The sequence below is a fragment of the Trichocoleus sp. DQ-A3 genome (assembly GCF_039961975.1).
Lineage (GTDB): Bacteria > Cyanobacteriota > Cyanobacteriia > Cyanobacteriales > FACHB-T130 > FACHB-T130.
Genome location: NZ_JAMPKC010000002.1, coordinates 439,939 through 465,762, shown reverse-complemented (window position 1 = coordinate 465,762; position 25,824 = coordinate 439,939). Strand labels below are relative to the sequence as shown.

The window sequence follows — 25,824 nt, the reverse complement described above, 5'->3', positions numbered from 1 at the left end:
TGAATGCAATGTGTTTAGGGAACTGTATTGCGTCTTTACTGGCTGAAGAGCGGCACTGCTATGGCTTAGTAAGTATATTTACTTAGCCGTTTGTTCGTGATGAGCAATTTTCCCTCCAACAACTTGCTAAAACTACCTCAACCCTAGATGAAACTTTCTGGGTGCATATTCCATCTTTGGGATCAACTGAAGTATACACAAAGAAAGATGGGCATTTTGTCAAATTATTGTTATCTTTCGTAATAACAGGGAAATGGTTAGACGGTTCAGCGATGTTCAGCCCTTACCCTGTGAGTGCTTCAGCGATTGATAAACATACACTCTCTCTAAAGTCGGAGCTTACCATGAACCAACCTATCGAACTGTCTCTCGAACAACAATTCAGCATCCGTTCCTTTGAAAGCCAAGTGGAGAATATGAGCCGCGAACAAGCTCAGCACTTCTTGGTCAAACTCTATGAACAAATGGTGATGCGCGAAGCTACATACAAGCATCTTCTGAAGCACCAATGGGGCTTAGAGCCAAATCCTCAGGAATAGAGTATCCGTGTCGCAGTGGGCGACCTCCGTCTCTTGCTTTGTTCCTCAGGGGAAAGAAGCTGGGGGTGCTGGGGCGTCAACTTCAGTTTCAAGAACGTTGAGTTTTAGGAAATTGCTTACGGTTGGAAGCGTTGTCTATTTAAATATCCGAAGGACAAAGATAATATCTTGTAGTAAGGAAGCGTGTTTAAGTAGATGAACGTAGACCAAGATTTCTCGGTTGGCGTGTCAAGCTTGCTGAATTGGTACCGATTTTTCAGAGTTTTGACATGAAGTTGAATAGTTTATGACAAGTTTGGCAGTACTGGCATAAGAGAAATTGGTTTTTGAGTTTAGGTTTTCGTACTACAAAAATTTTCATACTACAAAAATAAATGCGACAGCTTGATCGCTGTGCAGACATGAGCGAAAGCGAGAACCGCTAGTGAATAGACGCTTTGCAGGCACTCCTGCGGGCATAGGCGACGCGATCGCAATCAAGTGTAAAATTAAAAATAATCAAGCGCGAGTCTATTGGACTCTCCATGAACTCCTGACTCTCTTGCCCTAACTCAGCACCCAGACTAGCCTGAGATATCCGAAGAATAATCTCCGGTCTGAACAGATTCCAGCTTCATCAAAATCTTGGGCTTTAGCTTCTCAAACTCTTGCTTGAGCAGACTTTTACTCATTTGGGGCTGAGCCACTGAGGGTAAGGTTTGGCTTGTATTTGCCCACTCTTGCAACATTTGGCGTTGGACAGGGGCAATTGTGGAAATCATTACATTCGCGCACCGATGCGGTTCCTCCAAAGCAAAGAACAAAATCCGGTAAATCCCGTTTTCTCCCAGTTGTCGCACAATATCCTGACCCATAGAAGTTTTTAGATCCAGGTAGCAACTGAGCCAGCGAGGGCCTTGTTCGCGGTTGTGCAGGGCGGTAATCCACAGCAGCATGGGATGAGGAGACATCAAAAACAGAAACTGATTGTAGCGAGTGCTGATCAGGCGATTCTGAATTTCCGGTTTGTGAAGCATGACCCACAGGGTAGGTAAAACTTCGCGGCTAGTGCGAAGCAGATGGGGAAATACAATCTCTGCAATTGGTTTGTTTTTAGGCCAGGAAGTTAAGCGGCAGACTTCATCGGCTGTCGGGGCGTTCTTAGGTTTGGGATCGGCTACGACGGGCAGTTTAGATAAAACTTCTCCAATCCGCTGACCTAATTGCCGACCTTGACCAAAACGTTGCTCCAATGGCTCTAATGCTTGCAACACTTGAGCCGCATTTTGGGGGCGATCGCTAGGGACTTTTGCCAAACAGCTCATCACTAAGCTTTCTAGAGATTTTGGCAATTTTAGATCGGGATTAACCGAATCAAAAGTTCTTGGGGGGATAAAGTGATGAGCTTTATACCAGCCGCCAAACGAGTGAGTCTCTGCCATCAAGGGCATCTCAGCCGTCAGCATCTCAAACATCATTACGCCCAGACTATAAATGTCAGAGCGTTTATCTAGTTCTCTGCCCTCCATTTGTTCTGGAGAACAATAAGCTAAAGTGCCCATAAACGAGTTAGTCTGAGCGATGTCGGACTGGAGCAGCTTGGCGATGCCAAAATCCAGAATCTTGACTAACTCACCTAAAGTCGTATCTTGAACGACTGTAATATTACTAGGCTTTATATCCCGATGAATAATCGGACAGACTTCACCATCTATGAGGATGCCCTGGTGAGCGCATTGTAGCCCTAAACAAATTTGGCGAGTGATATTCAAAAATCGGGGCAAGGACAGGGGCCGGTCTTTGAGAACCTCGCTCAGACTCTCCCCTTGGAGAAATTCCATGACGTAGAACGGGATTTCGTTCTCGTCCACGCCATAATCCCTGACTCGGACAATGTGAATACTTTTTTCTCCCAAAACAGCGCAGATGGTTGCTTCTCGCTCAAAGCGATCGCGCATTTTTTGGTTTAGTAGCGTCTGAGAGAGGAACTTAACCGCGACGGTGACACCTCCCAGTAACATATCCCTGGCTTGATACACTCGACCCATTGCGCCTTTGCCTACCAACCCTAAGAGTTGATAGCGATTGGCGAGTAAGCGATCGGTGTTGGGGTCTGTCATCATAATTTGGCTCCTAAAATCGGGAGCATTTGTAATATTTACCTATAGGGAACTATTAACTTTATCTCAAAGGATGAAGTCTTATGTCTTCAGGATGGAGTTTTAAGCCTTCAAGCGAAAACAGATATTGAGTTCCACGCAAGAAACCGGAAAGACCAGTAAACGTTCTTTCCTACTTCATACCTCTTACTTTATATTTCCCAAATTCCACTTCATATTTCACACTTTATACTTCTTACTGACCATCTAGAGCCTGAAGCTGAATTTCTAGAGCGATCAAGAATATGATTGTGGCTGACGCTCCATCGTTGCTTCCATCGTGCTAGTCAAATAATGACCCGCCATGATGCCACTAGAAAGGTAGTAGGTATTCTCATTGAGACGGTGCAAGGTATCGAAACCAGTGCGCCGCTGGCGATCGCCTAATACCCAGTAACGCTGAACGATTGAATCTGGCGTAACCCAGCCCTCGCCCTCAACACGACCTAAAAGATTGTGCTGTAGTACATAGGTATATTGGCGTTCCCCAGCATCAAATCGCCCACGATATTGTAAAGAAATTTCCTCGCGGGCGCTGCCTGGAAAGCTCAGCTTTGTCACCATTGTGAACCAGTTTTCTCGACCCCAGGCCACTAATGTTCTGCCACTCACGGTGATTGGCATCTCGTGACGCTCCAGCCAATTTCCTTGGAGCGTCCATCGTCCTGCCTCCATTAAAAAGGTGTGACCCACGGTTGTCACCTTGCTGCCTGCTTGAAACGCCGCCTTTAAACGATTCTTCCCTTCCAGGATGAATATTCAAGGCGACAAGTAAGTTTAGTATAACCGGAGTCTTGGGACGTAAAGTAGAATACGCTTGTGCGGCTTTATCCCAAAATCAAACTAAGGAATCTTTTATAATTCTAGTCCCTCGATCCCCAGGACAGTTTATCAATGTTATCTGTGATATCGAAAGATTTTCAGGTGAAATCCGGCCTTATATTCCGGCTCTTCTACTCCTAGACACCTCTGCACCTCGGTTCTTCGGTTCCGGAAGTATCGCGGGAACGAAAGATTGAGACTTTGAAGAGTCTGCAATCTTCAAAGCAGAATGAGTCCAAGCATCATTGGACAAAGGCCCTTCGGATACTTTAAATTCAAATGGATGAGGGGGGTCTTGAACAAGCGACAGGGAACCCCGGTCGTGCGCTTTCACCAAGCTGACGACCCAAGGTAGAAAGTCTAAGATTTCCTCTGGTAGTACAGTTAACTCGAAGTACCAACCCTGATTAAGTCCTCGACATTCTCTTCCCCATTGTGCCGTTGTAACTCTACCAGCGCTCTTATTAATCGCCACTCGTAGAAGAAATGGGCGTTGAGGAATTAACTTGTCTGGTGCAGTGTATGCGTAAATACTTATATAGTTCACTTGGCTCCGATTGTCTATCCAAGATGCAATCGGAAAATTACTACTATAGGAACTTCCAGTAACTCTCACTGGCACATTCATAGCAGTAGCAAAGAGAGAATAAAACTCACGCCTTAGGTCAGCGATAATACGTATTGCTTCTGGGGTCATGCTTGCTAAAATTTGTAGAGAAAAATACAAGAAATGGCTCTATTTCAAAACTTGTGATGGTGATGCCTTCAAATTTTGCTTTAAAGCCTCACCAGCTTTTGAAATAGAGCCTAAGCAAAGATCGCTTGATAGCAAGCTGTTAAACGCTCTTGAGGCTGCGTTGTGCTGAAGAATGTTACAGATGAAGTTATTAATCTGTCTTAAACTCGATTTTCGGACGGTAAGACTTAATAACGGAAACGCTTCTTACGCCTTCTCGCGATCGCTTTGCGCTTGCGTTTTTCCAAAGGAGTCTCAAAGTGACGTTGCCGTCTTATATCTGGAAAAATCCCTGCTTTAGAGACTTGACGCTTAAATCGGCGCAGGGCTGACTCAATGCCTTCATTTTCGCCTACAACTACTTGGGTCATCCGGTGTCCTCCTAAACTATTTGATTAATTGCATTAGTAGCGTCGATAGCCGCCACCGCCACCGCCGCCGCCGCCACCGCCACCGCCTCTATTGTTGCCGCCCCAGCCACCACCAGGACGACCTCCGCCTCCTTTATCCTCACGAGGCTTAGCTTTGTTCACTTTTAGCTCTCGTCCCATCCACTCAGCGCCGTTGAGAGCTTCAATGGCGGCAGTTTCTTCAGTTTCTGTATCCATTTCCACAAAAGCAAAACCACGCATCCGACCTGTCTCGCGATCGGTTGGCAACTGAACCCGCTTAACGGTTCCATACTCAGCAAAAACATTGCTGAGGTCGTCTTGCGTAACTTCGTAGGATAGGTTGCCTACATAGATTGACATGGAATGTCTCCAGAATCAAAAAAGTGGTGTAGAGAGTTAGATCCGGAGAAACTGCCTGTCAGTAGAAATAACAAACACTACAGCCGAATATAAGTCTATGTTTAAGGATTTTAACACACCATTTAGTCCCTGACTCTGAAGCCGATCGTAGATGCCATGTTGTGCTGACCAGTCAAAACAATTCTATTTTGGCTGCTGCGATACCAGTAAAGGGGCGGCTTGTAGCAACGTCTGGGTGTAGGGGTGCTGGGGATTCGTAAAAATCTCGTGGGTTGAGCCGAGTTCGACAATACGACCGGCATTCATAACTGCAATGCGATCGCACAAAAATCTTGCCACAGAGAGGTCGTGAGTAATAAACAAATACGTTAAATCGAATTCCCGCTTTAACTCTAACATTAACTCCAGTACTTGTGTCTGGACGCTAGCATCTAGCATACTCACCGGTTCATCGCAGATTAGCAGTTTGGGTCGAGTAATCAAAGCACGAGCGATCGCAACCCGTTGCTGCTGTCCCCCCGACAAATCGGAGGGATACCGCTGATCATAATCGCTTGTAGGCGTTAAACCCACTCGCTCTAGCATCTGCATTACCTGCACTTTCGCTTCATCGGGGCTAGCCAGTTTGTGGATAAACAGGGGATCGGCAATACTTTCACCGACTGTCATCAGCGGATTGAGACAAGCATGGGGATCTTGAAACACCATTTGCATTTGCCGTCGCGATGCCCTCACGGCTTTAGTAGACATCTGAGCTAAATCCTGTCCCAGAAACTCAACGCTTCCTTTCGTTGGGCGAATTAACTGCAAGATCGTCCGGGACAAGGTACTTTTGCCGCATCCAGATTCTCCCACTAAGCCTAAAATTTCCCCTGGATAAAGTTCCAAGTTGATATCATCTACCGCTTTAATAACGGGGACATTCTTGGAAAGAAACTGTCCGATAAAATTGCTCTCTAAGGTGTAGTACTGCTGCAAATTTTTGATTCGCAGAAGGGGAGTTGGTAATGAATGATTGCTCTTCGGCTCCTCAACTTCCGTGTCATATTTCCTGATGTGAAAAGCCGCGTCCAAAAGCGATCGCGTATATTCATGTTGCGGTTGCCGAAAGATAGACTGGGGTGAGCCAGTTTCTACCATTTTCCCGCCATACATCACCGCAATGCGATCGCAATACTCTCCCACCATTGCCAAATCGTGAGAAATCAGCAACAGTGCCATCTCCCGTTCCCGGCACAGTCGCGTCAATTCTTGTAAAATCTGTGCGGCTACGGTTACGTCCAAACTGGTCGTAGGTTCATCTGCCACAATTAACTTTGGGTTGAGAAGCAAAGCCAGCGCGATCGCGACTCGTTGCCGCATTCCTCCACTAAACTCGTGAGGATACTGCGACCATCGACTTGCCGGGATCTTCACCGCATCCAAGGTTTCGAGTACCTTTTCCTTCATCTGCTGCCGTGACAGATGAGGTTGATGACTCTGAAGCGTTTCCAGACAGTGCTTCCCAATCGTCATCAGGGGATCGAGGCGCGTCATCGGATCTTGAAACACCAGCGCCACCGCTTCCCCCCGAAACCGCCGTAACTGTGCCGGAGTCAGATCGAACACGGAATTCCCAGCAAACGTCACCCGCCCCTCAACGCGAGATGAAGCTGGTAACAAGCGCATCGCCGCCCTTCCCAGAGTAGATTTACCGCAGCCCGATTCTCCCACTAATCCCAGTTTCTCTCCAGGTTCTAAAGTGAAAGAGACATCATCCACTGCCCAAGAAGGCATAGCAGTAGATCGACGGCTGGGATAAGCAACCCGCAGATTTTCTACACAAAACAGGCTCTCAGTCATTCGGTAACGGGGAATAAGGAATGGGTGATGAACAATTAGTAATCCAACAAGGTCGCAATTTCCGCTATTTTGTGACGCCTACTTGCCGCATCAGATAGGCGACACCAAAATCTCCATTCGGATGTTTTGCTAACTGTTCCGCCAGCTCAAACACACGCGCTGCCAATTCGGGACCCAGTTTTTCCATTGTGGCTTCACGTTCTTTCTCGGATTGTTGCTGTTTTTCCACCTTGATCTGCCATTCACTGGAAAACAGCTGCTCAATCGTCGTGTGCAACCCTAATTGAGATAGTACCTCCCACTCTCCGCGATCGCACCAAATCCCATTACAATTCAGGCAACGCTCTACATAAAACGGCGTTTTCAGCCTTACCTTGGCGCGAGATAAATAACGACCGCACTCCGGACACAGTGCTGCTTTGGTATCAAAGGGAGACTGCACAAAATCCACATTTAGGATTTGAGCGATAGATTCCGGATCTGCGGGAGTCAGTTCCGGTTGCTGTGCTTGCCATGCTTCGTATTCCGCAGAGGGAATCCAGGTTCCCTTGCAATCGGTGCAGTGTTTTACAGCTAAATTTCCCGCCAAGGTGCCATCGAGTAGCGATACACTCTTACATTTTGGACAGTTCACCAGTTTTTCTTCCTCTCCTAGTTTAATTTTTTATTAATTTACTCTGTTTTTTCGGACATCTTGCACTTGCACCAGGACAGCGACTCCTGCGATCCCTTGCTGTCAAAGCGGGTGGGTTTATCAAGGCAATCTGCGAGATACCAGAGAAAGCCGGTGAAATCCGCCCCTATATTTCTCCCTGGCTTTCCCGATCTCCGTCTGCTTGCAGGAGGGCTTGACAGTAGCCAATCAGGGTTGATAAGCGATCGCTTATCGCCGCTTGTCGAGGATTAGCGGTTGCCGAACGGCGAGACGCCTGCAAAAATGTCATATCCATCTCTAAAAGTCGCAGCGCTCGATAGATTTCCGTCTGGAAAGACCTCCACCGAGGCTCAATCTCTGGGTCTAATTCATCACCCGTCAAACTGGTAATTTGCTGTGCAAAAACTTGTTTGACGTGTTGAAATTTTTCACCGATCCCTTCTTGTTCTTGATTAGCGGCTGTCATTGTATGCAGCAGCTGTTCTAGAGCTGTCAAAAGTTCCTGATAACGTTGTTGGTAAGACTGAGGCAACATTGGCACGTTGTTCCGCTAGAATCAATGTAAAGAATTTTGTCTATTCAACAAGGCAATTGCTAAGCACCAGCTAACTGGTGTAGGCTTGCAATCTTCAAGCAAGCTTTAGGTAAGGGCAAGAGCGATACGTCGCACCGGAAGCGCGACGCGCAGTAAGCGTAGGCATTAGCCAAGCGGTATCTTGGTGGATCGCTCTATTTCTGACAATATTCTTACCCTCGACCCTTGACAATTGAAAATCCAAAATTCAGCGAACCTAGGGACTCTTCAATGCAGACACTAGGAGATGCCCTTTTAGCCTCTAGACAAAATCATTTTCCACGTCAGCACAACTCCTCGCTATTTTTACTCTTTATGCTCGACCTGCTCAACACTATGAACTCACAAGCTCCAACTTCTACAATTAGTTGTGTCATTCCTGACTGGCTACAGGAATGTTTGATTGCACGCCATGAGGACAATCAAACCACCAAACAGCCCACAACGTCCGAAGGGGGAAGTGTCAAAGTTTTCCCAACGCCTGCGGATGCTGATTTAATCTGTCGCGCCTTTGAATTTGCTTATCAGTTACACGAAGGTCAGACTCGTAAATCAGGGGAAGCTTACATCTGTCACCCGGTCGCCGTTGCTGGTCTTTTGCGAGACCTAGGCGGTGGCGCTGCCATGATTGCGGCTGGCTTTCTGCACGATGTGGTAGAAGATACGCCCGTCACCCTCGACGAAATCGAACAGCGCTTTGGCTCAGAAGTGCGGCTGCTGGTAGACGGTGTCACCAAACTTTCTAAATTTTCAGAAACCTTTTCCAGCAAGACCGAACGCCAAGCTGAGAACTTCCGCCGAATGTTTCTGGCAATGGCTCAAGATATCCGGGTAATTGTGGTGAAGCTAGCCGACCGGCTGCATAATATGCGGACGCTAGAACACCTGCCTGATGCCAAACGGCGGCGAATTGCCCAGGAAACGCGAGAAATCTTCGCACCGCTGGCAAATCGCTTGGGGATCGGACGATTTAAGTGGGAACTGGAAGATCTGACGTTTAAGTATCTCGAACCCGAAGCCTACCGGCAAATACAAGAGTTGGTGGCAGAAAAACGGGCAGACAGAGAGATTCGATTGGCGAACGTCAAAGAAATTCTGCGGCAGGGACTCGCCTCATCTAGTATTACCTGCCTTGACATCAGCGGGCGTCCCAAGCATTTGTATGGGATTTACCAGAAGATGCAGCGGCAACAGAAGGAATTTCACGAAATCTACGATTTAGCAGCAATTCGGATGATTGTCCAGACAAATGAAGAATGCTACCGCGCCTTAGCTGTCGTTCACGATGCCTTCCGACCGATCCCCGGTCGGTTTAAAGACTACATTGGGTTACCTAAGCCCAACCGCTATCAGTCTCTGCATACGGTAGTTCTCGGAATTACGGGTCGTCCCTTAGAGGTGCAAATTCGGACTTTGGAAATGCATCACATTGCCGAGTACGGGATTGCGGCTCATTGGAAATATAAGGAAACGGGGAATTCCAACCGTACCCAAATGACCGCAACCGATGAGAAGTTTACCTGGCTGCGGCAGCTCTTGGAATGGCAAAGCGATCTCAAGGATGCTCAGGAATATCTGGAAAACGTCAAAGACAACTTATTTGACGATGATGTTTATGTGTTTACGCCCCAAGGGGATGTGGTGCCTCTAACTGGGGGTAGCACTCCCGTCGATTTCGCTTACCGGATTCATACAGAAGTGGGGAATCACTGTGCAGGGGCGCGGGTCAACGGACGGATGGTGACGCTGGACACGCTGCTGAGGAATGGAGACATTGTTGAAATTATCACTCAGAAAAATAGCCGTCCCAGTTTAGATTGGCTGAATTTTGTGGTGACAACCGGGGCGAAAAACCGGATTCGTCAATGGTACAAGCGATCGCATCGGGATGAAAATATTACTCGCGGTCGAGAACTCCTAGAAAAAGAATTGGGCAAAAGTGGCTTTGAATCTCTGCTGAAGTCAACCCCCATGCAGTCGGTCGCGGAACGATGTAATTACCACAGCGTTGATGATTTATTGGCTGCTCTGGGTTACGGGGAAGTCACTCTCAACCTGGTAGTCAATCGCATTCGAGAAGCCGTGAAAGCAACTCAAACGATTGCGACTGCCCCCGACCCAATAAAAGATTTTGCAGCGGCTGTTGCACTTCCCACCTCGAAAAGTCCCATCCCAGCTCCCAGCACCAAAACGCCTATCGCTGGTGTGGAAGGGTTACTGTATCATCGTGCTGGATGTTGCGGGCCGCTCCCTGGTGAAGCGATTATTGGTGCAGTCACACGCGATCGCGGAATTTCCATTCACCGCCAAGGGTGCAATAATGTGGCGAATGTCCTAGGCGATCGCTTAGTGCCCGTTAGCTGGAACCCCACTGACTCAAGCGGACGTCCTCAAACCTATCAAGTTAGCATTCAAATTGAAGTGCTTGACCGCGTCGGAGTCTTTAACGATATCCTGTCCCGTTTAAGCGATGACAATATTAATGTGCGGGGTGCAGGCGTGAAAACATCCGACGGGCGACCGGCAATCATCGACCTATGCATTGATATCCGAGATCTCCAACAACTGGAGCGGTGTTTTACCCAAATTCGCCAAATCAGCGACGTTCTCAATTTACGTCGCTTCGGTCAAGGATGTGAATAGAGATACTGCGGTGATTCGTCATTCGCCACTGGTAATAGACTCATACAGTAGGCGAATGACAACGACTCTCCGCTGATCACAACGGACTAATGACTAATGACTAATGACATAAAACGCTCTGCCTGTCTCATCTTTAATCCAGTTGCCGGTCAAAGCGATCCCGATCAAGATTTGGCAAAAATCCGGGCACTTTTAGAGCCGGAAATTGACCTAGATATTTATCTGACAACGCCTGAAATTGACGCTGCTCAACTGGCAAGAGAAGCAGTGGAACGCGGTGCCAGTACCATCATTGCCTCTGGTGGTGACGGTACCCTCTCAGCCGCCGCCGATGCCTTGGTGGGGACGAACATTCCAATGGGCGTGATTTCAAGAGGAACCGCAAATGCCCTGGCGTCTGCTTTAGGGCTACCGGATACGATAGAGGCCGCCTGCGAGACAATTTTGGGGGGTATAACGCGGGTCGTGGATGCCGCCTACTGCAACGGCAAACCGATGATATTACTCGCGGGGATTGGTTTTGAGGCAGAAGCCGTCGAACGGGCGGACAGAGAGACGAAGAACCGCTTGGGGATGATGGCATACATCCTGGCAGGAATTCAACAGTTGCGGCAGTTCAACACGTTTGAGGTTGAGATTGAGACGGAAGACAAAATCGTGAAACTAACCGCTGCTGCTGTAACAATTGCCAATGCTGCACCCCCCACATCCATTTTGGCTCAAGGTCCAGCGGGCATTCTTTTTGATGATGGGTTGCTCGATTTAACCGTCGTGGCACCGAGTAATGTTGCCGGAGCGATCGCTGCCTCCTATCATTTACTTCAAACTGCCCTAAGCGGCAGTGCCACAGAACGAGATGACATCGGCTATCTGCGAGCCAGACGGATTCAGGTACGAACCAATCCACTGCAAAAAGTTGTCGTAGATGGGGAAATTATCGGCACCACTCCGATTGATGTCGAGTGCATTCCTGGCGGCCTAACGCTCTTAGTCCCCCTTCTCGAAGAATTGCCAGTTACAGAAAAACTTGAAGGTTTACCCAGTGTAATCATTGAATCCAAGCAGGACTTAATTCCGCCTGAAGAGGTTGATTAGTCTGTCACTCGTCACGATAGCGGTTCTCGCTTTGTTGCAATATATCCTCGTAACCTCACCCTAAAGCCCTCATCGAAAAGCAGTGAAGGGTTTGGGGTGGGGTTAAACTCTTAAGAGCGTTGAGGAGCATGGATTTGAGGGACGAAACTCATCATTAACAAGAGGTTGATGTTAACGAAAAGCGCTCTACCTATCCTCCAAATCATTAACTTTGTCTGTTAGGGCAGTCGTAACCAACCAAGGACTCGTAACTAAGCGCTAAAAACGACTCACAAGTGAGCGATCGCCAGCGCCAACGAATATGCTTTCTTAAATGTAAGGGCAGCTTATATTGGACACAGGTTTAAGTGGGAGTTATCTGCCTGCCCGGAAAGTTAACCTGGAAGCCGAACAACCGCTCGCAAAAGCCAGACAGACCTTCAGGGGATGAAAGCCCGCAAACATCAAAGGAAGAGTTTCTGGGGCTGTATCGGCTCTAGTTCATATTGATGATGAAAATCCTCCGTCCTATCCTGCGATCGCTATCCAGACACCTTAGCAAGCCGCCTCTACGGTATTTGCTGTTTCAGCAACCAAAAAAAAACCCAAGTCTTCTGCCTCAAGGGGAGAGCGAATATTCCTCTTTTGAGCGGCACCCATTCTTGCCCCTAAACAGCGACGCAGCCAGCCTTGACGCTGAAGCAAATCGGCTCAAAGCACTTTATCGCTATGAAATTCTCGATACTCCGGCAGAACAGGCATTTGACGATCTGACTGCTCTAGCTTCCCATATTTGTGACACTCCCATTGCCCTCATCAGCTTGGTTGATGGCAATCGCCAGTGGTTTAAGTCAAACATCGGTCTGAAAGCAACAGAAACAGCAAAGTATTTAGCATTCTGCGCTCACACAATTTTAAAACCAGACGAATTATTAATTGTACGCAATACGTTAGTCGATGAACGCTTTGCCAGAAATCCTCTGGTGACATCTGACCCTTATATCCGGTTTTATGCCGGAGTTCCCTTGGTAACGCCCGATGGCTTTGTTTTGGGCAGCTTATGCGTAATTGACCAGATTCCTCGAAAGCTCATGAGCCAACAAATTGAAGCGCTCAAAGCGTTGGCGCGGCAAGCGATCGCTCAGATGGAACTCCGAATTCATCTCAATCAATTAGAACGCACTGTTTCTCAGCATCAACAGGTAGTGGAAGCGTTAGGAGAAAGCGATAAAAAATATCGCTCTGTCGTCGATAACGTCAAAGAAGTAATTTTTCAAACAGACGTCACGGGTTTGTGGACCTTTCTGAATCCGGCTTGGACAGAAATCACCAAATTCTCGATTGCCCAAAGTCTTGGCACTCACGTTCTAAACTACGTTCATCCTGAAGATCGCCAACGCAATATAAAACTGTTTCAAGCTCTGATTCAATCCCAAACAAAATTTTACCGACAGGAGATCCGCATCCTAACCGCTGATGGCAGCTTTTGCTGGCTTGACGTTTATGCCTGCGCGACACTGGACGCTAGCGGAAGTATCGTGGGTATTTCCGGCACCTTGAATGACATTACGGATCGCAAGCAAACTGAAGAGGAACTTCAAAAGACAACCAGCTTGCAGCGGGCAATTTTGGATAGTGCCAACTACACGATCGTATCTACAACACCAGATGGCACAATTTGCACCTTTAATGCCGCCGCCGAGAGATATTTAGGATACGCTGCTGCTGAAGTTGTGGGCAAAACAACACCCCTGCGATTTCACGATTCACGCGAAGTATTCCGGCGTGCCCAAGAATTGTCACAGGAGTTGGGAATCCCCATCGATCCAAGGTTTGAGGTTTTTGTTGCCAAGGCGCGTCGTGGAGAAGTGGACGAGCGCGAATGGACGTTTATCCGCAAAGATGGTAGTCGTTTTCCCGTGCTGGTGTCGATGACGGCGTTACGGGATACTGAGGGCAACATTACTGGGTTTCTCGGAATTGGCAGCGACATCACGCAGCGCCAGCAAGCGGAACACGAACTGCGAGAGAGCGAGGCAGGGTTACGAGCGCTGTATGAAGTGACGGCAGCTCAAGGCGGAAAAGGAACGCCGCTACACTTCGACCAACGCATCCAGCGGATGCTGAAAATGGGATGCTGGCGATTTGGCTTAGAAATCGGGACGCTAGCGAAGATTGAAGGGGATAAATATTACCTGATTGCTGCTCAGGTGCCCGAAAACTCACCCATTCATCTTGCCAAAGGAAATCTTTTCGATGTTAAGCAGACTTATTGCGGTGAAGCACTGCGCTGCGACGAACCGATTTGCTTTGAGTCCGTTGAGCGATCGCAATGGTACCAGTATCCGGCAAATACCCCTTTCAGAATAGAGGCATATATTGGTACTAGGGTAGTGGCAGGCGGGATTGTTTACGGTACCCTCAGTTTCTCCAGTTTAAAGGTGCGATCGCACCAGTTTACAGTAGTAGACAAAGAGCTAGTGAAGCTCATGGCACAGTGGGTAGGGGGTGAAGTTGAACGTGCGAAAGCCCAAGAAGCCCTGCAACAGCAAGTTACCAGGACTTTGCTGCTTAAACGGATTACTCAAGAGATTCGCGCCAAGCTAGAAACACAAGAAATTTTTCAAACGACTTGTAAGTTATTGGGCGAAACATTCGCCGTGAATCGCTGTTTGATTTACTCATACATCGCCACCCCTAAACCACAAATTCCCCTAGTGGCGGAGTATTTGGAGCCTGGGTATGATTCGATCATGGATGTACAAATCCCCGTTGTTGGCAATCCCCATGCCGAACAAACAATTGCTCAAGATCGCGCGATCGCTTCCTCAAATGTCTATGCCGATCCGCTGCTCAAAGAAACTGTTTCTCTGTGTCAGCAAATTCAACTCAAATCGATGCTGGCGATTCGCACTTCCTATCAAGGAGAAACTAACGGTGTGATTGGCTTGCATCAATGTAACACCTTCCGTGAGTGGACTAAAGAGGAAATTGAATTACTCGAAGCAGTGGCAGATCAAGTCGGTATTGCTCTGGCTCAAGCTTGCCTATTAGAGCAAGAAACCCGCCAACGCGAACAATTAGCTCAGCAAAATGTTGCCTTAGAAAAAGCAAAACAAGAGGCAGAAGCAGCTAACCGTGCTAAGAGTGAATTTTTAGCTACCATGAGCCACGAAATCCGCACTCCCATGAATGCGGTAATTGGCATGACTGGGTTGCTACTAGATACCGAACTCAAGCCACAACAGCGAGACTTTGTAGAAACCATTCGCAACAGCGGCGATGGCTTACTCACAATTATTAATGACATCCTTGACTTCTCTAAAATTGAGTCCGGTAAGCTGGAACTGGAACAGCAACCTTTCAATCTGCGAGATTGTATCGAAGAATCGCTTGATTTGCTGGCTCACAAGGCGGCAGAAAAAAACTTGGAATTAGCGTATTTGATAGATCCTTCTGTACCGAAAATGATTGTGGGGGATGTGACGCGACTCCGCCAAATTCTGGTAAATCTAATTGCGAATGCAGTTAAATTTACACACCAAGGGGAAGTTGTGATTTCGGTAAAAGCTCGTCAACTGGGAGAACGAGGCAGAGGGACAGGGGGGCTGGCGAGCTGGGGAGCGAATTTAGAACAAGAAATTGCTCATCTTACCGATGAGACGAACAAACCGATTTCTGTTGAAGAACTAGAAGAAAAAGCTGCAATCCAACATCGAAAACCCAAAATAAAAAATCACAAATATGCGATTCGTTTTGCCGTTAAAGATACCGGAATTGGGATTCCTTCTGACCGTATAGACCGTCTATTTAAACCCTTCAGCCAGGTTGACTCCTCTACAACTCGCAACTATGGCGGTACGGGGTTGGGATTAGCGATTAGCCGACAATTAACAGAAATGATGGGCGGGAGAATTTGGGTGGAAAGTGAAGGGGGTCAGGGTTCCACATTTTATTTCGCCGTTGTCGCCACCTCCGTTCCCACTTCAACGCTTGCTGACAGCCGCGACTCCCAACAACTATTAGCTGGAAAACGGTTGCTGATTGTGGATGATAACGCGACCAATCGGCAAATTTTGACTTTGCAGGCGATCGCGTGGGGAATGATCTCCCGCGCCGCCACCTCTGGGGAAGAAGCCCTGAACTGGCTGAGCAATCAGGAGACCTTTGATATTGCGATTCTGGATATGCAAATGCCGCAGATGGATGGCTTGAATTTAGCCGCAGAAATTCGCAAACTACCCAATACTCGGACGTTGCCATTGGTGATGTTAACTTCTCTAGGCAAGTCGGAGATAGAGCTACAAGCCCAGCAAGCAAATTTTGCCGCCTTCCTGAATAAACCGATTAAACAATCTCAGCTCTACAATGTCTTGAGCGGTCTGCTTGGCGAACCCGCTGCGCTGCCAAGTCCGCGTCCCCATCCCGAACCGATTGACCCGAATCTAGCGCAACGGCTACCGCTGCGAATTCTGTTAGCCGAAGACAATGTCGTCAACCAAAAGGTGGCGCTGCATCTATTGGGGCGTCTGGGATATCGAGCGGATATCGCCAGCAACGGTTTGGAAGTGCTGCAAGCGCTGCAACGCCAGCCCTATGATGTTGTTCTGATGGATGTGCAAATGCCAGAAATGGACGGATTGAGCGCTACGCGACGGATCTGTGAGGAATGGCCCTACGAGCAACGTCCCTGGATTATTGCCATGACGGCGAATGCGATGCAGAGCGATCGCGAGGAGTGTTTGAGCGCGGGGATGGATAATTACGTCAGCAAGCCGATCCAGATGGAGGCGCTGCTGAAGGCACTCGCTGCTTTGCAGCCGCTTCCCCGCCTCCCCATCTCCACCTCTGCCGTTGATTTCCAGGCAATCCAAGGGCTTTGCGATATGTTTGGAGAGAATGCTTCATCCGTTCTGGTGGAAGTCATTGATAGCTTTTTGGAAGATACACCCCAAATATTGCAAGTCATTCGGAATGCAGTAGATGCTGGAGATGCCGTGGCGCTGCGACAGGCGACTCACACGCTTAAGTCAACCAGTGCGACGCTGGGTGCTATGACCCTATCCAATTTGTGTAAGCAACTCGAAGCGATCGCGAAAGACGATACTCTAGCAGGAGCACCGGAAATCGCATCGCAGATGGAGGCGGAGTATGAGCGCGTGCGCTGTGCGTTGCAAGATTTCCATCTTTGATCGAGATTGAAACCTCCGTCCGGGGTACATCCTATACCAATTAACGGATAGGTCTAATAAAAATGCTTTCCCTTCCCCAAGAACCCTCTATCGTCCTCGTGGTAGACGACGACAGAATCATGCGTCAGCTACTGTGTCAAGCAATGCAACAGGAAGGATACCAGGTTGTTGAAGCGAGCAATGGAGAGGAGTGCTTGAGTGCTTATGTTCGCTTTCAGCCGCATATTGTCTTGCTCGATGCCATGATGCCGGTAATGGATGGCTTCACTTGCTGCTCCAGGCTACAAGACATCCCTTCATGCGATCGCACTCCCGTATTGATGATTACAGGTCTTGACGACAAAGAATCCGTTGACCGAGCTTTTGAAGTCGGAGCCATTGATTTCGTTACCAAACCTATTCACTGGCCCGTACTGCGTCAGCGGGTGAGGCGTTTAATCCAACAATTTCAACTTTATCAACAACTGGAGGTGGCAAACCGAGACTTGCAGCGACTTGCGACCTTCGACAGTCTGACGGGGCTGGCAAACCGCCGTCGATTTGATGAGTATCTTGGTCAAGAGTGGCGGCGAATGTTGCGCGAACAACTGCCCCTGTCTCTCATCTTCTGCGATATCGATTTTTTCAAAACCTACAACGATACTTACGGGCATCAAGCTGGAGATATTTGTTTACAAACTGTTGCTAGTGCCCTGTTTCGGGTGGTCAAGCGCTCGACAGATTTAGTCGCACGCTATGGCGGCGAAGAATTTGCAGTGATTTTGCCTAATACCTCTGCTGCGGGTGGGTTGCAAGTCGCAACGGAAATTCGACAGGCTGTGAAATCTTTAGAAATTGTTCATACCAAGTCTGCTGTTAGCCAGTATGTAACGCTGAGTTTGGGTGTCGCTGGCGCGATTCCTTTGCATGACGCCTCGCCAGAAGCGTTACTTAAGGAAGCTGATGAGGCGTTGTATCGGGCAAAAGCAGGGGGACGCGATCGCGTATGCTCCTAGACGCAGCTTCTGGCGATGATGCATCGGTGGATACAATCAGCCACGCAGATATAAAGGGCGATTTTAAAGTGCGATCGCTTAATCAAGTTAATATGCACAAATCATCTGAAAAAATTAAAACTGCAAAATCAAATTAGTAATTTTTAATTTTTCATTTCTACAAGAGGTGAGCAGTGAAAAGTCGTAGAGCATTCGTGTCTCTCCTGCTGTTGGTGGCTCTCTTAAGCATCGGTACAGACTCAGTGGCAAAACCTTTGCAGGTTCGACTCAACCGACGGTTAGAAGTCGTTTCCTATGCAGGTAAAGTCACTTATAAACTTAGAGACGCTGCTGGGTCGGTTAGGGTCGGCTTGCGCCTTGAGGAGGTGGGCGATACTATCACGACGGGCGACGAGTCTAAAGCCGTCCTAGCCGTCGATACCGGCGTTGGCTTCGTGAATGTCTCAGAAAATACCACTCTGCAAGTACAACAATTGCAGACAATGCCTGATGGGGGAAGAATTACGCGACTTCAAGTAAAGGGGGGACAAGCTCGCCTGGAGGTACGACCGTTTACGAATCCTAATTCGCGGTTTGAAATTGAAACACCTGCCGGTTTGAGTGGCGTTCGCGGGACGCAATTTGGTGTGAGCGTCAAACCCAATGGCAAAACGAGCGTTGCCACCCTAGAAGGGAGCGTGGTCGAGGAAGCTCAGGGGCAAGCGGTAGAAGTCAATGCTGGGTTTCGGACTTTAGTGATTCCTGGCGAACCCCCTTCCCAACCAATTCCTTTGAAAGAAGAGGGTGAATTAGAGATCCGAGTTCTGGCGGCGATAGAGGGCGATCGCGTACGCATTCGCGGTCTAATCGATCCGTTCAATCTGTTGATCGTGGCGTCTACTTTACAGAATGTGGAGCGCACGGGTGAATTTGATATTACAGTCCCACTGCCTAAGCAACGGAAAATTCAAGCGGTTGTGGTAACTCCTTTGGGACAACGGCAGGCGTATGAACTGCTGGTTCCGTAAGGTTGCTCGTTAGACTTGCTCAGTGCATTTTATCTGCAACCCTTCTCCCTAAAATCGCCTCGCTTTTGCCAACGCATTTTATGTTCGCAAAAGCGAATTACGCGATCGCTTAAACCTTTCGACAATAATAGAATTTAGAACCTTGGGGCATCTCAACTGACTTTTTTGGATGACCGGGGAGTGTCGTTTTGATTTAAACCCCCGGTAGATTGAGACTCTTTAAAACACCCCTCTTAAACAACAAACTCAAATGCGCTTTGATTGCCCAGCTTCCTGGCATGATTTCCAGGATGAAGCCTTCGTGCTTACGTTCCAGCAACCCCAATCGCATCTAGAACGTCGCCAACTAGAGAAAGCGCTGCGTCAAAAGGTAGGGAAATTGAAGCAATATTTTAGCACCCTCTTCCAACCTGCCTCGATGTACTTCATCCCAGTGCAGGTTGGGACAAATCAACCGCAAGTTTGGAATGCAGGCACATTCGCAGCCGAAGGCAGGAAAAATAAAGCATTCTTCACGGATGCCAACAAAGCGTGCGGGCTGTGTTGGGACAACTTTTTAAAAGTTTTTGCCGATTTATTTACGGGCGCGATCGCTTTATGACGGACATGACTCCTGCTCACCAGGCAGAGGAACGCTATGTCCTAGCCGTTAATGCCGGTCAAGTAGGACTTTGGGACTGGGATCTCCAAACTGGTGAAATGTATCTCACCGCTAGCTGGAAAGCGATGCTGGGCTATCGCGAAGACGAAATTGACAACCGTATAGAGGCTTGGCTCCATCTGGTACATCCGGATCAGCGGGAATGGGTGATGACGGCTGCAAGTATTTATCTCGAAGGGTTGACACCCCAGTATGAAATCGAACATCGGATGATCCACAAGAATGGCAATATCCGGTGGTTTCTCTGTCGGGGGATTGCATTTCGAGATGAGCAAGGCATACCTTATCGTATGGCAGGGTCAATCACTGATATCACCGAGCGCAAGCGAACCGAGGAAGCCCTTCAGGAAAGTGAGTATCGGTATTACACCTTAGCTAAAATGTCGCCGGTAGGGATTTTCCACACAGATGTAGAAGGGAACTGTTTGTATGTCAACGAGCGCTGGCGCGAACTGGCAGGATTGACCCTGGCGGAAGCACTCGGAGAAGGTTGGACGAGAGCGCTGCATCCCGACGATCGCGATCGCGTCATCAGCGAATGGAAGCAGGCGATAATAGAAAACCGGCGGTTTGCCTCAGAGTATCGGTTTGGGCGTGCGGATGGAGTCGTCACCTGGGTGTTTGGTCAGGCGGTGGCGGAACAAGGAGTAGCCGGTACGACAGTTGGTTTTATTGGCACGCTCACCGATATCACCGAACGCAAGCAGGCGGAGGAGGCACTGCGACTGCAAGTTCTCAGGGAGCAACTGATAGGGGCGATGCTAGAGCGCATCCGTCAGTCTCTCAATCTCAGCGAGATTCTGAACACGACGGTGGCAGAAGTGCGGCAATTTCTAGCGTGCGACCGGGTGATTATTTATCGTTTCGAGGCAGGCTGGCGCGGGGTTGTGGCGGTGGAGTCTGTAGACCCCAATTGGACTTCGATGCTGGGAACTCCCGTCTACGATCCCTGTTTTAAGGAAAAGTACGCCCAGCTGTATCAGCAGAGTCGGGTTCAAGCAATCGCAGATATTTACAACTCAGGACTGGGTCAGTGTCATATCGATGTGCTGGAGCAGTTTCAGGTTAAAGCGAACTTAGTCGTTCCGATTCTGCAAGGGCAACAGTTGTGGGGGTTGCTGATTGCTCATCATTGTTCGCAACCCCGACATTGGCAACCGTGGGAAATCGATCTGCTCTCTTCTTTGGCGATGCAGGTGGGTATTGCGATTCAACAAGGGCAACTCTATGAACAATTGGAGGCAGCTAACCAAAAGTTGCAGCGCCTTGCGACTTTGGACGGTCTGACGGGTCTGCCGAACCGACGCCGGTTTGATGAGTACCTGGATCAGGAGTGGCGGCGTCTGAGACGAGAAAAAGTCCCCCTGTCTCTGATCTTGTGCGATATTGACTTTTTCAAACTCTACAATGACACCTATGGTCATCAAGCCGGGGATACTTGTTTAATTACCGTCGCCAGTGCGATCGCTCAAGCTGTCAAGCGACCAGCGGATTTAGTCGCTCGATACGGGGGCGAAGAATTTGCCGTAATTTTGCCCAACACTACACAAAATGGGGCATTGCAAGTGGCAGAAGAGATTCGAGTGGCAGTGCAAGACTTAAAGATTGTCCATAGCCATTCTTTAGTTAGTCAGTATGTGACGCTGAGTTTGGGCGTTGCGACTACGGTTCCCGACTGCGATACTTCACCAGAAATATTGTTAAAGACAGCGGATGAGGCGCTTTATCAGGCAAAAGCTCTGGGACGCGATCGCGTTAGCCGATGCTGCTCTTAGCCACTCTTCGGGTTAGTGTCTGCGGTTCTTAACAGCTATAACCATCCGGCACTTTCCCGATGACCTGTGATGAGTGAAGTTTAGTCTATTTTTAAAAATATCGTTACAATTATAACTTTTTAAAGTTGTTTTCCCTAATCCAGCCAGCTCCCAACTTCTTAGCTTTATAGAGCAATTTGATAGGGTTATGAGACTTTACGATTACTTTTTTTTGATGAAAATTGCCCTTAAATTTTAGACTGCTAAGACAACAAAATAGTTCCTCAAATTTTTCATGGATTTGTGCCACTTTCCAAACAGTCCACTGGCAGGAAGCCTCTATTTGAGGAAATGCTATTTCAACCCATTGCCAGAGGTAAAAACATTATTCAGGCACTAAAATATTTACTGTTATTTTGGGATTTAAAGAGCTTGAAGCCATTGCCCGTAGGGGAATGCTGAGACTTAAAAGCTTTAGCAATCCTTGATTTGAGCGGGCGAAAAATTTTTTTATGGATTCCTGGAACCTTTTGCTTTGGCTAACGACTTTGAATGTAACAAAGCAACTGAAAACCAGAGAATTGAAGGAAGTAATTATGAATCGCGCTCTCAAATCCGTAGCTAAGATTTCCGTACTATCTGCACTAGCGATCGCTCCTGTTTTAATGTCTAGTTTGGATGCCTCTGCAAAACCCACTGGAACACGAGCAAATTATGTCGGAGTTGGTGGTTCTGCTAGCGTTACAAATGGCGGACAAGATGGCGATGCTGCCGCAGTCGGCGGTGTGATTCAAGGTCGCTATGCGGTTCCCAAGACGCCAGTTTCTATTAGAGGTTCCGTGCAGTTCACTAACGAAACCAGCACAATCATTCCGATGGTTACTTATGATGTGCCTGTTACCAATAAAGCCAACTTCTACGTTGGTGGTGGCTACGGTTTGCATGAATCGGAAGGCAAACCATCTACCTTCGGCAACCGCAATGCGCCTGTAGTCACGGCTGGCGTCGAAGCAGAAGTTGCCAAGAACGTTGTAGTCTTCAGCGATGCCAAACTGGGAATCAAGCCTTACGAAAACAGTCCCGCTTCTTCTGTTAGCGTCCAGCTAGGAGTCGGCTACGGATTCTAAGATTAACGCTCTCTCTATCGTTCTTGGCGGTGTTTGGTTCGAGATATTTTGACTTAAGTGACTTCTAACAAAGTGGGACAGGTTGATAAAGCCTGTCCCACTTTGTTTTTATAGCGGTTCTCACTTGGGTTTGATACACCGCACAGTAGGGTAGCTATGCTAACCTACCGATGGAGCTGATTCAATGGACGGCTTAAGACTGCTTGGCTCAAAAATCGGGTTAGGCACGAAAGACTTGACGCTCTTACTTGCATCACTGCATCACTGCATCAAGGTGTGGCAAACCCAAGGGCGTCCTCTGGGGATATCCCTTTCTGCAAGAATTGTTAAAATCTAGGGATTTTCTCACCTATCGCTAAAGATTAAGAATGGTGATAGTACCATGAATGTATACGCCGTAATCCCGATAGATTTTCCGGTGATCCAGTTCAACCGTTCAGCCCCCTAGTTTCCGATGGTTAAATCTCCGATTTCCCCTGTTCAAAAGCTTTCTAAAGTAGAAGGACTCAAAGAACGCAGCAACTTTTTACGCGAACCTGTGGCAACTGAGCTACTGGAAGACACCAACAGCTTCACAGAAGATGCCACCCAGATTCTCAAATTTCACGGATCGTACCAGCAGGATAACCGGGACAACCGGGTGAAGGGTCAGGAAAAAGATTACCAGTTCATGCTGCGTACCCGTAATCCGGGGGGCTTCATTCCACCACAACTGTATCTGACCTTAGACCGACTGGCTGAGGAATATGGCAATGGAACGCTACGCGCTACGACTCGCCAGGGTTTTCAGCTGCATGGAATTTTAAAGAAAAATCTCAAAGCATCCATCGCTGCCATCATTAAAAACATGGGGTCAACGCTGGGAGCCTGCGGCGACCTCAACCGCAATGTGATGACGCCCCCAGCGCCTTATAAAAATCGCCGGGACTACGAATATACCTGGGAGTATGCCAACAATATTGCTGACCTACTGGCACCGCAAACAGGTGCATATTATGAAATTTGGCTAGATGGCGAAAAGTCCATTAGCGCGGAAGAAAACCCAGAGGTAAAGGCGGCGCGGCAACGCAACGGCAACGGCACCGTCGTTCACGGGAAAGAAGAACCGCTATATGGCGATCGCTATATGCCCCGGAAATTTAAGTGTGCCGTAACGGTACCAGGGGATAATTCGGTTGACCTCTATTCCCAAGATGTCAGCTTGGTGGTGATTACCAACACCGAGGGAGAACTAGAGGGATTTAATGTCTTTGCGGGTGGTGGTTTAGGACGCACTCACAACAAAGAAGAGACATTTCCCCGGATGGCAGATCCCATCGGGTATGTAGAGAAACAAGATATCTACGATCTGATCAAAGCAATTGTCGCCACTCAAAGAGATTATGGCGATCGCACTAACCGCCGTCATGCGCGGATGAAATACCTAATCGAAGATTGGGGCGTCGAGAAGTTCCGCGCCAAAGTCGAAGAATACTTTGGCAAACCGCTGGCAGCTTTTAAAGAGTTACCGCCCTTTAAATACAAAGATTTCTTGGGATGGAACGAACAAGGCGACGGCAAGCTGTTTCTAGGAATTCCGATTGAAAATGGTCGGGTAAAGGACGAAGGTAACTTCAAGCTAAGAACTGCACTGCGGGAAATCGTGCAGAAGTTCTCGCTACCGATTCGCCTGACACCCAACCAAAACTTGCTGTTTTACGAAATTGACCCGGCGCAGAAAACCGAAATTCAGCAGATTCTTGACCGCTGTGGCGTTCAGGCAGACCCCAATCAACTTGACCCATTGGTGCGCTATTCGATGGCTTGCCCCGCAATGCCGACTTGCGGCTTGGCGATTACCGAATCGGAACGGATCATGCCGGATCTCTTGAATCGGGTTCGGGCGCTGCTGAAAAAAGTGGGATTGGAAAACGAACACTTTATCGTGCGGATGACGGGTTGCCCGAATGGTTGCGCTCGTCCCTATCTGGCAGAATTAGGATTTGTCGGGAGTGCGGCTGAATCTTATCAGATTTGGCTAGGGGCTTCACGCGACCAAACGCGACTCTCTAGAGCCTATATGGATCGGCTGCACATCAACGAGCTAGAAACCGAATTAGAGCCGATTTTCGTTTACTTCAAGCAGTCGCGGCAACCCCAAGAAGGTTTTGGGGATTTCTGCGATCGCGTTGGTTTTGATGCGATTCGTCAATTTACAGTTGACTATGAGTCAGAAGCAGTCTCTCCTCAGTCAGATACCGGGTTGATTAATGAGGTGGTGCTGCCAGAAGAATCAGAAATTGCAGTTGCAGCTAAAATCCGTCGTCGGATCAATGTCCGGGATGATGTTTACAGCCGCTTGAAAGCAGAAGCAGCCCGTCAGGGTAAGCCCATGACTCAATTGGCAACTGAGGTAATCGAGGCTTTCTTGCAGGCGAATCAAAAGCCTAACGAGTAATCCGGCTGGCGACTCAGTAATCTTAAAGTCTGGTTGATTCCCCTAATTTCCCAGAACCCCAACCCTTTCCCGCTTGCGGGGAGGGGTTCTTTATATTACAGGCAAGTAGACGGATTTGAGATGAGTCTTCAATCATTCAACTCAGCCGTAACAAAACGCCCGGAGAGACTCTACCTCCGAGTTACATCTAGGGATTGATGGATCTAGTAGCAGAAAATACCAAAATTTCAACATCAAGGATTAAAAAATCAATTCTGCATTTGTGGATTCGCGATGCAGATATGGCAATCGGAGGGAAAAATGACTGTAGCTGAAAATAAGCGTGCTGTGGGGGTATTTTCTAATCGTCAAGATGCAGAAACTGCACTCGATGAAGTTAACAAAGCTGGCTTCCCAATAGATAGGGTTTCGGTAATTACCACACAAGCAAAACCTGACGATCAACTTGCCGGTGCGAATATGAGCGATCGCATTGGTGATGAAGCTAGCGTCACTGCTGCCACAAAAGCCAACGCAAATACTAACGTTGGGCTGTTTGGTGGCATATTCACCAGTCTTAGCACTTTAGCAGTTCCTGGTGTGGGGGCTGTAATGGCAGCGGGTGGTCTGGGCTTGACACTAGCCGGTACGATTGCTGGTGTTGGGATTGGAACAGCGGCAACGAATCGCCTGATTGAGGCATTAACCGATCTCGGCATTCATGAAGATGACGCTAAAGTTTATAGCGATCGCCTGTTCTACAATTACTATTTGGTAATTGTGGATGGAACAGCCGAGGAAATCGCCAAAGTTGAAGGAGTTTTTCGCGAGCGGGGAATTCAGGATTGGGCTGTTTATAACCGACCCAACGATTCACCTGTCTTGTCCTAAATTTCC

At 48.2% G+C, this 25,824-nt stretch carries 20 protein-coding genes; 12 read left to right on the top strand and 8 right to left on the bottom strand.

What is annotated here, in order from left to right; all coding sequences use genetic code 11:
- Nucleotides 1-344 precede the first annotated feature (344 nt).
- Nucleotides 345-539: an NblA/ycf18 family protein gene (locus tag NDI44_RS05300; protein ID WP_190412666.1), complete on the top strand. Its 195-nt coding sequence runs from the start codon at nt 345-347 to the stop codon at nt 537-539.
- Between the two features lie 563 nt (nt 540-1,102).
- On the opposite strand, the gene NDI44_RS05295 is transcribed toward NDI44_RS05300, so the two are convergent.
- From NDI44_RS05295 to patD, 8 genes are all read right to left on the bottom strand, one after another.
- Nucleotides 1,103-2,641 (bottom strand): serine/threonine-protein kinase, encoded by a 1,539-nt coding sequence (locus NDI44_RS05295; protein ID WP_190412665.1) that lies wholly within the window; start codon nt 2,639-2,641, stop codon nt 1,103-1,105.
- A gap of 273 nt (nt 2,642-2,914) precedes the next feature.
- A complete protein-coding gene (locus tag NDI44_RS05290) occupies nt 2,915-3,370 on the bottom strand; it encodes a hypothetical protein (RefSeq protein ID WP_190412887.1) in 456 nt (151 codons plus the stop codon).
- Between the two features lie 244 nt (nt 3,371-3,614).
- Nucleotides 3,615-4,196: a hypothetical protein gene (locus tag NDI44_RS05285; protein ID WP_199300607.1), complete on the bottom strand. Its 582-nt coding sequence runs from the start codon at nt 4,194-4,196 to the stop codon at nt 3,615-3,617.
- 227 nt (nt 4,197-4,423) lie between these two features.
- Complete coding sequence (gene rpsU, locus NDI44_RS05280) at nt 4,424-4,606, bottom strand: 30S ribosomal protein S21 (RefSeq protein ID WP_190412664.1); 183 nt, start codon at nt 4,604-4,606, stop codon at nt 4,424-4,426.
- Between the two features lie 33 nt (nt 4,607-4,639).
- Nucleotides 4,640-4,987 carry an RNA-binding protein gene (locus NDI44_RS05275; protein WP_190412663.1) on the bottom strand — a complete coding sequence of 116 codons (348 nt, stop codon included), beginning with the start codon at nt 4,985-4,987 and terminating at the stop codon, nt 4,640-4,642.
- A gap of 183 nt (nt 4,988-5,170) precedes the next feature.
- The gene (locus NDI44_RS05270) at nt 5,171-6,829 is read right to left on the bottom strand and encodes an ABC transporter ATP-binding protein (protein WP_190412662.1); all 1,659 of its coding nucleotides are present in this window, start codon (nt 6,827-6,829) and stop codon (nt 5,171-5,173) included.
- Nucleotides 6,830-6,893: 64 nt separating this feature from the next.
- Complete coding sequence (locus NDI44_RS05265) at nt 6,894-7,463, bottom strand: zf-TFIIB domain-containing protein (protein WP_190412661.1); 570 nt, start codon at nt 7,461-7,463, stop codon at nt 6,894-6,896.
- A gap of 166 nt (nt 7,464-7,629) precedes the next feature.
- Nucleotides 7,630-8,019: a heterocyst frequency control protein PatD gene (patD, locus tag NDI44_RS05260; RefSeq protein ID WP_190412660.1), complete on the bottom strand. Its 390-nt coding sequence runs from the start codon at nt 8,017-8,019 to the stop codon at nt 7,630-7,632.
- A gap of 375 nt (nt 8,020-8,394) precedes the next feature.
- Between patD and NDI44_RS05255 the strand changes: the two genes are divergently transcribed.
- From NDI44_RS05255 to NDI44_RS05205, 11 genes are all read left to right on the top strand, one after another.
- A complete protein-coding gene (locus NDI44_RS05255) occupies nt 8,395-10,701 on the top strand; it encodes a bifunctional (p)ppGpp synthetase/guanosine-3',5'-bis(diphosphate) 3'-pyrophosphohydrolase (RefSeq protein WP_190412659.1) in 2,307 nt (768 codons plus the stop codon).
- A gap of 108 nt (nt 10,702-10,809) precedes the next feature.
- Nucleotides 10,810-11,796, top strand: coding sequence for a YegS/Rv2252/BmrU family lipid kinase (locus NDI44_RS05250; RefSeq protein WP_190412886.1), 987 nt, complete (start codon nt 10,810-10,812; stop codon nt 11,794-11,796).
- A gap of 488 nt (nt 11,797-12,284) precedes the next feature.
- Complete coding sequence (locus tag NDI44_RS05245; RefSeq protein ID WP_199304834.1) at nt 12,285-16,967, top strand: response regulator; 4,683 nt, start codon at nt 12,285-12,287, stop codon at nt 16,965-16,967.
- A 62-nt stretch (nt 16,968-17,029) separates the two neighbouring features.
- Nucleotides 17,030-17,962: a PleD family two-component system response regulator gene (locus tag NDI44_RS05240; protein WP_190412658.1), complete on the top strand. Its 933-nt coding sequence runs from the start codon at nt 17,030-17,032 to the stop codon at nt 17,960-17,962.
- A 173-nt stretch (nt 17,963-18,135) separates the two neighbouring features.
- The gene (locus NDI44_RS05235) at nt 18,136-18,969 is read left to right on the top strand and encodes a FecR family protein (protein ID WP_199302560.1); all 834 of its coding nucleotides are present in this window, start codon (nt 18,136-18,138) and stop codon (nt 18,967-18,969) included.
- Between the two features lie 250 nt (nt 18,970-19,219).
- On the top strand, nt 19,220-19,570 hold the full coding sequence (locus NDI44_RS05230) for a hypothetical protein (protein ID WP_190412657.1): 351 nt from the start codon (nt 19,220-19,222) through the stop codon (nt 19,568-19,570).
- On the top strand, nt 19,510-21,405 hold the full coding sequence (locus NDI44_RS05225; protein WP_190412656.1) for a diguanylate cyclase: 1,896 nt from the start codon (nt 19,510-19,512) through the stop codon (nt 21,403-21,405). The genes NDI44_RS05230 and NDI44_RS05225 overlap by 61 nt, the downstream gene beginning before the upstream one ends.
- A gap of 491 nt (nt 21,406-21,896) precedes the next feature.
- The gene (locus tag NDI44_RS05220; RefSeq protein ID WP_242037055.1) at nt 21,897-22,511 is read left to right on the top strand and encodes an outer membrane beta-barrel protein; all 615 of its coding nucleotides are present in this window, start codon (nt 21,897-21,899) and stop codon (nt 22,509-22,511) included.
- Between the two features lie 184 nt (nt 22,512-22,695).
- A complete protein-coding gene (locus NDI44_RS05215; protein WP_190412655.1) occupies nt 22,696-22,848 on the top strand; it encodes a hypothetical protein in 153 nt (50 codons plus the stop codon).
- Between the two features lie 117 nt (nt 22,849-22,965).
- Complete coding sequence (sir, locus tag NDI44_RS05210; RefSeq protein ID WP_190412654.1) at nt 22,966-24,948, top strand: sulfite reductase, ferredoxin dependent; 1,983 nt, start codon at nt 22,966-22,968, stop codon at nt 24,946-24,948.
- Nucleotides 24,949-25,248: 300 nt separating this feature from the next.
- Nucleotides 25,249-25,818, top strand: a complete 570-nt coding sequence (locus NDI44_RS05205; protein WP_190412653.1) for a general stress protein — start codon at nt 25,249-25,251, stop codon at nt 25,816-25,818.
- The last annotated feature ends 6 nt before the right edge of the window (nt 25,819-25,824 follow it).